This window comes from Arthrobacter sp. Y3221159, assembly GCF_059089885.1.
In genome coordinates this window covers 51662-61139 of the sequence record NZ_JBNHFC010000022.1, presented here as the reverse complement: position 1 = coordinate 61139, position 9478 = coordinate 51662, and the positions used below count along the sequence as shown (strand labels likewise).

General features: G+C 68.5%; 9 protein-coding genes. 2 read left to right on the top strand and 7 right to left on the bottom strand.

Annotated elements, in window-relative coordinates; genetic code table 11:
* Window positions 1-126 precede the first annotated feature (126 nt).
* The 5 genes from AC5RT3_RS18360 to AC5RT3_RS18340 all read right to left on the bottom strand — a co-directional run bounded on the left by AC5RT3_RS18360 (window position 127) and on the right by AC5RT3_RS18340 (window position 4238).
* Entirely contained in the window at window positions 127-432 is a 306-nt protein-coding gene (locus AC5RT3_RS18360; RefSeq protein ID WP_494010035.1) for a hypothetical protein, read from the bottom strand.
* 12 nt (window positions 433-444) lie between these two features.
* Window positions 445-1581: a S1C family serine protease gene (locus tag AC5RT3_RS18355; RefSeq protein ID WP_494124871.1), complete on the bottom strand. Its 1137-nt coding sequence runs from the start codon at window positions 1579-1581 to the stop codon at window positions 445-447.
* Between the two features lie 113 nt (window positions 1582-1694).
* Entirely contained in the window at window positions 1695-2327 is a 633-nt protein-coding gene (locus AC5RT3_RS18350) for a TetR/AcrR family transcriptional regulator (protein ID WP_494010037.1), read from the bottom strand.
* Window positions 2328-2402: 75 nt separating this feature from the next.
* Window positions 2403-3764, bottom strand: coding sequence for a phenylacetate--CoA ligase PaaK (paaK, locus tag AC5RT3_RS18345; protein WP_494124870.1), 1362 nt, complete (start codon window positions 3762-3764; stop codon window positions 2403-2405).
* Window positions 3765-3770: 6 nt separating this feature from the next.
* The gene (locus AC5RT3_RS18340; protein WP_494124869.1) at window positions 3771-4238 is read right to left on the bottom strand and encodes a hotdog fold thioesterase; all 468 of its coding nucleotides are present in this window, start codon (window positions 4236-4238) and stop codon (window positions 3771-3773) included.
* A gap of 325 nt (window positions 4239-4563) precedes the next feature.
* Here AC5RT3_RS18340 and pta point away from each other — a divergent pair, with 325 nt between their 5' ends.
* A complete protein-coding gene (gene pta, locus AC5RT3_RS18335) occupies window positions 4564-6642 on the top strand; it encodes a phosphate acetyltransferase (protein WP_494010039.1) in 2079 nt (692 codons plus the stop codon).
* Window positions 6643-6701: 59 nt separating this feature from the next.
* Here pta and AC5RT3_RS18330 read toward each other — a convergent pair whose 3' ends face one another.
* Entirely contained in the window at window positions 6702-6989 is a 288-nt protein-coding gene (locus AC5RT3_RS18330) for a hypothetical protein (RefSeq protein WP_494124868.1), read from the bottom strand.
* Between the two features lie 140 nt (window positions 6990-7129).
* Here AC5RT3_RS18330 and AC5RT3_RS18325 point away from each other — a divergent pair, with 140 nt between their 5' ends.
* On the top strand, window positions 7130-8284 hold the full coding sequence (locus tag AC5RT3_RS18325) for an acetate kinase (RefSeq protein ID WP_494102742.1): 1155 nt from the start codon (window positions 7130-7132) through the stop codon (window positions 8282-8284).
* Here AC5RT3_RS18325 and AC5RT3_RS18320 read toward each other — a convergent pair.
* The gene (locus AC5RT3_RS18320) at window positions 8281-9477 is read right to left on the bottom strand and encodes an NAD(P)/FAD-dependent oxidoreductase (protein WP_494124867.1); all 1197 of its coding nucleotides are present in this window, start codon (window positions 9475-9477) and stop codon (window positions 8281-8283) included. The two genes, AC5RT3_RS18325 and AC5RT3_RS18320, sit on opposite strands and share 4 nt — an antisense overlap.
* Between the last annotated feature and the right edge of the window lies 1 nt (window position 9478).

Here is a 9478-nt window from a genome sequence, read left to right as displayed (position 1 = left end):
GCGCTGATCCTCAGACAACGAACTAGACGCACGCATAAAACTGCTCCCCGGGAGTCGGAACTGAATTTCTCAGTCCAACTCCCGGGGAGCAGTTCAAAATCCGGGGCGCCCCTGGTGTTGGTGAGGTCAGGACTCGGCGCCGCCGTGCAGGGCGTCGTCGCTGCTGTCGTCCTCGGGTCCGGTGCCGCGGCCGCCTTCGCTTTGGTCGGAGAGGTCCATGTTGCCGCGGGCCTCGTCCATGGTGGGGCCCCCGGAGGGAACGCTGTAGGTGTCCGGGCGGATGCCGTGGGACTGCTCCTCGATCAGTGCCTGTTCCTCGCTGAAGCGGATCACGTTCGCTTCGTCGCCGGCGTCGCCGGGAACGTCCTCACGGACCTTGGAGGGGTCGGGAACGATGAAGCCTGCCTCAGGTTCTTCTTTGGAGTTGCTCATTTCCATTCCTTCCTATCGGGTGGTGCTATCTCTGGGACGTTCGGCGAGGTCCACCTTGACGTCCCGGGTCTCGTCGCCGCGCTTGACGGCAAAATTCACGGTGTCGCCCGGATTGCGGCCGCGCAGTTCGGACAGGAGTTTCTCGGGCGCCGTAAGTTCCACGCCTTCCATCGACTCCAGGACATCCCCGGGGCGGATCCCGGCGCGTCCGGCCGGGCCGTCCTCGGAAACGGCCAGCACCAGCACGCCGGAGACCTGCTCGATGCCCAGCTGCTCGGCGATCTGTGCCGTCAGCTCGCCCGGGGTGAGGCCCACGTAGGCGTGTTCGGCGGTGCCGTCGGCCAGGAGTTCCTCGGCCACTTCCACGGCGGTGGCGGCCGGGATAGCGAAACCGAGGGCTACGGCCCCGGCGGACGGCGGGATGTAGGCCTCGCTGATGCCGATAATCTCGCCGCGCATGTTGATCACGGCGCCGCCGGAGTTGCCGGGGCTGATGGGGGCATCCGTCTGGATCAGGTCCACCAGGGACAGGCTGTTGGACGCGGACCCGGGAATCGAGCGGTGGAGTCCGGAGATGATGCCGGCGGTGGCGGTGTTCTCGAAGCCGAGCGGCGAACCGAGCACCACCGCGCCCTCACCCACCTTGGGCAGGGTGGTCTGGTACACCGGTTTGGGCAGGCCGGTGCGGTCGGCCTGCACCAGCGCGAGGTCCGTGACGGGGTCGGTGGCCCGGACGGTGCCCTCCACCCGCTGGCCGTCCGCGAAGGCGACCTCAACCCTGGTGTTGCCGCGGATGACGTGCTCGTTGGTGAGGACCAGGCCGTCCTCGGAGTACACCACGCCGCTGCCCAACCCGCCTTCGGTGAAGATGGTCACCACCGACGGCGCAAGGTTCTCCACGAGCTGCGGGATGCCGCCCGCCGCGTCCTCCCCGGCGGGCGCGGGCGCGGAAGCGGCCGGGCTGGCTGCAGGGGTGTTGCCGGAGTCGGCGGTCCCGCTCGGCGGGGGAGGAGGCGAGCCTCCTGTGCAGGCGGAGAGCACGACGGCGGCACTTAGCGCCAGTGCGGCGGCGGCGGTCCTGGGCGGACCGGGACGTCTCCGGGTGCCCAGGGCCCGGCTGCGGGGCCCCGGATGGATGGCCGGGCTCATTGACTACCTCCCCTGCGGACGGCGGCTTTCTACCACCGTAGCCGGGGAGCAGGGCAAATACCAAGCACGCTTAGTATTTGCCGGCCCGCAACGCGGGAAGAGGCGCTGGCGGGCTAGGAGTGGCCGTGCAGCCCGTCGAACGCCATGGTGATGACGTCGTCGGCGAGGCGCTCCGGTGACAGCGAACCGCCGGGCTTGTACCACTCCACGATGGAGTTGATCATGCCGAACAGGAGGCGCGTGACGGTCCGGGGATCGATGTCGGTGCGGAGCGAGCCCTCGTCCCGGGCCGCCGAAATGAGGGCCGCCACCTTGTGGTCGAAGGTGCGCCGCCGCTCCAGGGCGTCCCGTTCAATTTCCGTGTTGCCGCGCAGGCGCAGCAGCAGTGTCACGAACGGCAGCCGGTCCACCAGCACGGCCACCGTCTGGCGCAGGACAAACTCGAGCCGCGCGTCGGCGGCGCCGGACGTTGCCTCCGGCTCCTCGAGGATTGACTCAAGCCCGCCGAGGGCATGGTCAAGGGCGAGCTTGAGGAGGTCGCCCTTGGAAGGCACGTGGTGGTAAATGGCCGACTTCGAGATGCCCAGGTTCTCGGCCAGGATGCCCATGGAGGTGGCGTCGTAGCCGTGCCGGTTGAAGACGTCCACGGCTATCCTCAGCACGGATTGCTGGTCGTAGCCGGGGCGGCCGCGTTTGGCTGATCCGTTGACGGCTGCGCCGTTGGTACTGGTTGTCTGGCTGGGCATAGGTGCTAGTTTCTCACGAACGGTCGGTTGGTCCGGGCAGGCCCCGGGCCGGACAGCCCGGCACCTCCCGTGCGGCTATCCCTTCGGGCGCAGGTCGTAGATGCGGCGGAGCTTGCCGTTGGACCGCTCAAGCGAACCCGGTTCCACCACCGCCACCGTGCACGAAGAACCCACGTGGATCTTGATCTGCTCCTTCAAGGTGCGTGCCGCCGTCGCGCTCTGCTCGGCGGTGACGTTGTCCCGCCGCTCGATCTTCACGGTCAGCTGGTCCATCCGCTGCCCCTCCGGCCGGGTGAGCTCAAGCTGGAAGTGCGGGCTGAGCTCGGGGATGCGCAGCGCGATCTCCTCGATCTGCGACGGGAAGAGGTTCACGCCGCGGAGAATGATCATGTCGTCGCTGCGGCCGGTGATGCGTCCCATCCGGCGGTGCGCGGGGCGGGCGGTGCCGGGCAGGAGGCGGGTGAGGTCCTTGGTGCGGTACCGGATGATGGGCAGCGCCTCCTTGGTGAGCGAGGTGAAGACCAGTTCGCCGTGCTCGCCGTCGCCCAGGACGTTCTCCCTGCCGGGGACGGGATTGAAGGGGTCGATGATTTCGGGGCGGAAGTGGTCCTCCCAGATGTGGCTGCCGTCCTGGGTCTCCACGGCCTCGCCGGCGACGCCCGGACCCATCACCTCGGACAGGCCGTAGATGTCGCAGGCCTTGATGTCCATGGTGACTTCGAGTTCGTGCCGCATCTCCTGGGTCCACGGCTCGGCCCCGAGCACGGCGTACTTCAGGGACGTGGAGGTGGGGTCGATGCCCATGTGTGCCATGGCGTCTGCGATGGTCAGCAGGTAGGTGGGGGTACAGAGGATGGCGTCCGGCTGGAAGTCCTGGATGAGCTGGATCTGCCGCTCTGTCTGGCCGCCGGACATGGGGATGACGGTGCAGCCCAGGGCCTCGGCACCGGCGTGCGCGCCCAGGCCGCCGGTGAACAGGCCGTAGCCGTAGGCGTTGTGGACCTTCATGCCGGGGCGGATGCCGGAGGCGCGGAAGCAGCGGGCAACGAGCTTTGCCCAGTCCGCCAGGTCCTGCTTCGTGTAGCCCACCACGGTGGGCCGGCCGGTGGTGCCGGAGCTGGCGTGCACGCGGGCCACCTCGTGCTGCGGCACAGCGAACATCCCGAACGGGTACTCCTGGCGCAGGTCCTCCTTGGTGGTGAAGGGGAAGTTGCCCAGGTCTGCCAGTTCGCGGAGGTCTGACGGGTGGATGCCGGCGTCGTCGAACTTGCGCTTGTACAGCGGCACCCGCTCGTAGGCGTAGGCAACGGTGTGCTGCAGGCGGCTGAGCTGGAGGGCCTCGAGCTCGTCCCGGGAGATGGTCTCCTCGCGGTCAAGGACGGCATCCGCCGACTGGGCGGTTGCTGCGGCGGGCGTTTCGGGGGCATGCAGGGTCATGGTTTCCTACTTCTTGGGGATGGTGCGGCTGCGTCCGCGGAACTCTGCAACGAGTTCGCCGGGGGTGCCGGAGGTGGGGGATTCGGGCTGGTCCGCGTCGGCAGCGAAGATCTGGATGTCGTACAGGCCGCTGCGGCCGGCGCTGGAACGGCGGTCCGCGACGGCGGTCAGCACCTGGCCGCGGAACGCGGGCTTGAGGAAATTGATGTCCACGCCCGAGGCCACGGTGATGGTGTTCTCCTCGCCGGGCGCCGGGTTGATGGGGTTGCACGCGAGGGCGAAAGCGGTGTCACCGAAGGCGAAGATCATTCCGCCGTGGGCCATGCCGAAGCCGTTGAGCATTTCCTGCCGGAGGGACATTCGGATGGTGGCGTGGCCGTCGCTCAGGGAGAGGACCTCGATGCCCATCCACTCGGAGGCATAGTCGTTTTCCAAGATGGGGTGGGGTGGCCCGGAAAGTGTTGTTTCAGCCATGCGTCATTGCCTCCAGCTTTATTTACCGAATGTTCATTAGGTAATCCCATGAGGGCGTCCGGTGTCAAGGGAGGGCGGGCGTTCCAGCCCGTTTACTCCGGCTCGGGAGACCCTCCCAAGCCGGGACACGCCGTCGTCCACGGCACGATGGGGAAGCGCTGGAAAAGCAACCGGGCGGGAGCGAACGACGGCGGCCCCGTCGAAGTGCCGGCAGTCCCGTTCCGCGCCCATCACCACACCTCCCGGCGGGCAAGCGGTGCCGCAAGTCCCGGTGCAGGTGCAAGGATGGAGGGACCGGCAGAAGCAGAACAGCAAAGGGCGGACCATGGCCAAAGGCATCTACGTCAGCGCAACCACTCCCGGATCGGGCAAGTCCCTCGTGGCCCTGGGCCTGGCGGACACCCTGCACCGGCATGCGGACAGGATCGGCTTCTTTAAGCCCGTGGTGACCGGCCCTTCCGCCGCGGATGACCCCATGGTGGCCCTGATGAAGTCCCGGTTCGCGCTGGAGGACGAGCGCTGCCGCGGCGGCCTGACGTTCCAGGAAGTGCGGAGCCTGCTCGCCGAGGGAAACCGCGAGGAGATCGACTCCCGGTGCGTGGAGATCTTCGCCGACATCTCGAGGCACTGCGACGTGGTGATCGTGGAGGGAACGGACCTGACCGGCCAGGACGCCGCCGTCGAGTTCGACCTCAACGCCCGCCTGGCCAACAACCTTGCCGCCCCGGTGGTGGCCGTGGTGGGCGCCAAGGGGCGGACCGTGGCGGAGGCGGCCGCCGCCGTCGAGGTTGCCCGGAAGGAGCTGTCCGCGGAAAAGTGCGCGCTCCTGGCCATCCTGGTGAACCGCGCGGACCCGGACCTGGTGGACGCCATCGCCGCGGAGGTTAAGGTGGGCGCGTCCGGCCGTCCCGTGTACGTCCTGCCCGAGCTGGAGGAGATCGCGCGGCCCACCACCGGCGAGGTGGCCACGGCGCTCGCCGTACGCCAGATCGCCGGCCGCCCGGACATGGAGCGGGACGTGAAGGACATCAAAGTGGCGGCCATGAACGTGGGCAACTTCCTCAACGTCCTGGATGAGGGCGCCCTGGTGATCGTTCCGGGGGACCGGGCAGACGTGATGGTCGCATGCCTGGCATCGTCCTTCTCGCCCGAATTCCCGGTGGCGTCCGCGCTGATCCTCACCGGCGGCCTGGCACCCGACGCCAACATCTACCCGCTCCTGGCGCAGGCGCCCTTCCCGGTATTCGCCTCCCGGGAGGACACCTACACCACTGCGAAGCGGGTGTCGGAGGTCCGGAGCGAGATCTGGTCCGGGCACCGGCGCAAGGTGGCCTCGGCCGTGGGACTGTGGTCGCGCCGGGTGGATGAGACCGAGCTGGTGGAGCGCCTGCACCTGCCCCGGCCGGAGCGGATGACCCCGCTGCGGTTCCTGCACGAGCTCATCGAGCGGGCCCGTTCGCAGCGCCGGCACGTGGTGCTGCCGGAGGGCACGGACGTGCGCATCCTGCGCGCTGCCGAGATCCTGCACCGCCGCGACGTCTGCGACCTGACCGTCCTGGGCCCGGAAACGGACGTCCGTGAGCTGGCGGCGGCCCGGGGCATCGACCTTTCCGGCATCAACGTGGTGGACCCGGCAACCTCGGACCTGCGCCAGAAGTTCGCCGAAAAGTACGCGGAACTCCGGGCGCACAAGGGCGTGGACCTGGCCAAGGCCCTGGAGATCATGCAGGACGTGAGCTACTTCGGCACCATGATGGTCCAGCTGGGGGTGGTGGACGGCATGGTGTCCGGCGCGGCCCACACCACGGCTCACACCATCCGGCCGGCGCTGGAGTTCGTGAAGACGCGCCCCGGCGTGAAGATCGTCTCCTCGGTGTTCCTGATGCTGATGCCGGACCGCGTGCTGGTGTACGGCGACTGCGCGGTGAACCCGGATCCCAACGTGGAGCAGCTGGCGGACATCGCGCTGGCCTCCGCGGAAACCGCTGCCCAGTTCGGGGTGGAGCCGCGGGTTGCCATGCTCTCCTACTCGACCGGCGGCTCGGGCTCCGGTGAGGCGGTGGACGAGGTGCGGCAGGCCACCGAACTGGTGCGCCAGCGCCGGCCGGACCTCGCCGTGGAAGGGCCCATCCAGTACGACGCCGCCGTGGACGCCTCTATTGCCGAGTCCAAGATGCCGGGCTCCACCGTGGCCGGGCAGGCGACGGTGTTCATCTTCCCGGACCTCAACACCGGCAACAACACGTACAAGGCGGTGCAGCAGAGCTCCGGGGCCGTCGCCGTCGGGCCGGTCCTGCAGGGGCTGCGGAAGCCGGTCAACGACCTTTCCCGCGGCTGCACCGTAGAGGACATCGTGAACACGGTGGCCATCACGGCCATCCAGGCGCAGGCGCCGCTTTCGTAGGACGGGTTAACGGACGACGGCGGCACCCGGGTGGGTGCCGCCGTCGGACCCCGTAATGACTAGCTGTTGTCCGGCTTGGCCAGGCTTTCTTTGTCCTCTTCCTTGGCGGGCTCGTCTGACAGGCCCTGCGGGGTCAGGTCCAGGCCCTCAGGGTTCTCGGGTGCCTGCGGCGCCTCGCCCGTTTCGCCGGCCTTGGGACTGCCGGTATCGTCCAGCGCGGGATTGGCGCCCTCGACGCCGGTGGGTTCCTTGCTGCCGGATCCGGCGCCGGTGTGGAGCGGCGCGGTGCTGCTGGATCCGGTGTTGGTGGGGTCGTTCTCGTCGATCGAAGTGGGCTCGTTCGTCATTGGAATGTCCTCTCGGCGTGGTCCAGCCTGTCCGCCGACTGTAGGCACAGCCCGGCCCGATCCGCAAGGAATCCGCCGCCGGAAGGGACGCACATATAGTGGGGACTGAACCGCTGGCGCAAAGGCTCAGGAGGCCCCGCATGCTCGTCCTCGTCATCAACTCCGGCTCGTCCTCGCTCAAGTACCAGGTGCGTGACGTCGCGGCCGGAACCGTCCTTACGGAGGGCCTGATCGAAAAGATCGGGATGGGCAACGGGGGAGAAGGCGACGGGGAGATCGTGGGCCCGCGGGACCATGCGGCAGCGTTGGAGCAGGTGGACGAAGCCATCCACCAGGAACTGGGCGACCTGCAGCTGGGGGCGGTGGGGCACCGGGTGGTCCACGGCGGCGAGCGGTTCGCCGAGCCGGTGCTGATCGACAACGAAATCACCCGTGCAATCGAGCGGCTCAACCCGCTGGCGCCGCTGCACAACCCCGCCAACGTCCTGGGTATCCGGGCCATCACCAAGAAGTGGCCGGACATGCCGCAGGTGGCCGTGTTCGATACCGCCTTCCACCGCACCCTCCCCGAGCACGCCTGGCGGTACGCCGTCCCGGACGAGCTCTACACAAACCACGGCATCCGCCGCTACGGCTTCCACGGCACTTCCCACGAGTACGTGACGCGCCGCGCCGCAGCGCTGCTGGACGTCCCGGTGGAGGAGTTCGACGGCGTCATCGCGCACCTGGGCAACGGCGCCTCCGTGACGGCCATCCAGGGCGGCCGGTCCGTGGACACGTCCATGGGCTTCACCCCGCTGGAGGGCCTGGTGATGGGCACCCGCTCCGGCGACCTGGACCCCTCCATCCTGGTGTTCCTGGGCAGGGCCGGCTGGACCCCCGAGGACATCGACACCATGCTGAACCGCGAATCCGGACTCAAGGGCCTGGCCGGCAACAACGACATGCGCTCCGTGGTGGAGGCCTCGGAAGACGGCGATGCGCGGGCAGCGACGGCGCTCGCGGTCACCTCCTACCGGCTGGCCAAGTACATCGGCGGCTACCACGTGGCGGTGGGTGGAGCCAAGGCCCTCGTGTTCACGGCGGGGATCGGCGAGAACTCCCACCAGTTCCGCGCACTGGTGGCGGACAAGCTGGGCGCTCTGGGAGTGGAGCTCGACGGCGGCCTGAACGCGGAGCGGTCCAAGGAACCGCGCGTGATCTCCACGCAGCAGTCGGCCATCCCCATCCTGGTGGTTCCCACCGACGAGGAGCGCGCCATCGCGGAGGCGACGGCCGCCGTCGTGAATCCCTAGGCCCGGCCCTTGAGGATCAGGTTCCAGTAGATCTGCGGGAACATGTCCCGGTCCACCACCCAGGACAGCTTGCTCTCGTTCCAGGTGGGCACCCGGGGGATGGTGGGCATGGGCCGGTACCGGTCGTCGAACTCGGCGAACACCACTGTGTCGCGTGAAACGGTAAACGGGCACACCGAGTAGCCGTTGTACTTCTGGGTCAGCGGCTTGCCCTTCCGCGCCGCCACCAGGTTCTTCGCCAGCACCTTGGTCTGCTTGCGCAGCGAACCTCCTGACTTGGAGTTGGTGGTGCCGGCGGCATCCCCCAGCGACCACACGTTGTGGTACCGGATGTGCCGCAGCGTCTGCCGGTCCACCTCCACGAAGCCGCCCTTGTCCCCGGCCGCCGGCAGGTCTGTGGCCTTCAGCCAGTCCGGCGCCGACTGCGGCGGCACGCCGTTGAGGACGTCGTAGTGCAGGGACTCCTGCTCACCGGTCTCAACATTGCGGATGTTGGCCGTCTGGCCGGCGGCGTCCACCGAGACCAATTCGCTGTTGGTCCACAGTTCGATCCCGTACTCGGCGATCTTGCGGTCCAGCTCCCGGTCCACCTCCGGCACGCCGAAGACGGTGGGGTAGGGCTGGACCATCACCACGCGGATCTCGTCCAAGACGCCCTGCTCCTGCCAGTAGTCGCAGGCCAGGTACATGGGCTTCTGGCTGGCGCCTCCACACTTGATGGGCCCTGCCGGCATGGTGAACACCGCGGTGCCGGAGGTCAGCCCGCTGAGGAGCGTCCAGGCCTTGGGGGCCAGTTCGAACTCGTAGTGCGAGGCGCCGTGGGGGGAGTGAACGGCCTCGGCCAGTCCGGGCACCGCGTCCCAGTCGTACTGCAGGCCCGGGCAGACCACCAGCTGCCCGTAGGCCACGGTGGAGCCGGACGCGAGCGTGACGGTGTTGGCGTTGGCATCTACGTCCACCGCGCTGTCGCGGATCCAGGTGACACCATTGGGGGTCACGGACTCCTGGCTGCGGACCGCCTCCTTGGCCGACGCGCGGCCCCCGGCGATATGCGAAAACAGGGGCTGGAAAAGGTGGTGGTCCTTCGGCTCGATGAGTGCCACGTCCTTGACCCCGTAGCGCTCCAGCCGCGCCGCCAGCGAGACGCCGGCATTGCCGCCGCCGATGATCACCACCTCGTGCTGCCCGGCCACG

Excerpts from the sequence above, each read along its gene's own strand:
- AC5RT3_RS18340 (WP_494124869.1), bottom strand. The coding sequence starts at position 4,238 with ATGGCTGAAACAACACTTTCCGGGCCACCCCACCCCATCTTGGAAAAC.
- AC5RT3_RS18350 (WP_494010037.1), bottom strand. The coding sequence starts at position 2,327 with ATGCCCAGCCAGACAACCAGTACCAACGGCGCAGCCGTCAACGGATCA.
- AC5RT3_RS18325 (WP_494102742.1), top strand. The coding sequence starts at position 7,130 with ATGCTCGTCCTCGTCATCAACTCCGGCTCGTCCTCGCTCAAGTACCAG.
- AC5RT3_RS18330 (WP_494124868.1), bottom strand. The coding sequence starts at position 6,989 with ATGACGAACGAGCCCACTTCGATCGACGAGAACGACCCCACCAACACC.
- AC5RT3_RS18355 (WP_494124871.1), bottom strand. The coding sequence starts at position 1,581 with ATGAGCCCGGCCATCCATCCGGGGCCCCGCAGCCGGGCCCTGGGCACC.
- AC5RT3_RS18360 (WP_494010035.1), bottom strand. The coding sequence starts at position 432 with ATGAGCAACTCCAAAGAAGAACCTGAGGCAGGCTTCATCGTTCCCGAC.
- paaK (WP_494124870.1), bottom strand. The coding sequence starts at position 3,764 with ATGACCCTGCATGCCCCCGAAACGCCCGCCGCAGCAACCGCCCAGTCG.
- pta (WP_494010039.1), top strand. The coding sequence starts at position 4,564 with ATGGCCAAAGGCATCTACGTCAGCGCAACCACTCCCGGATCGGGCAAG.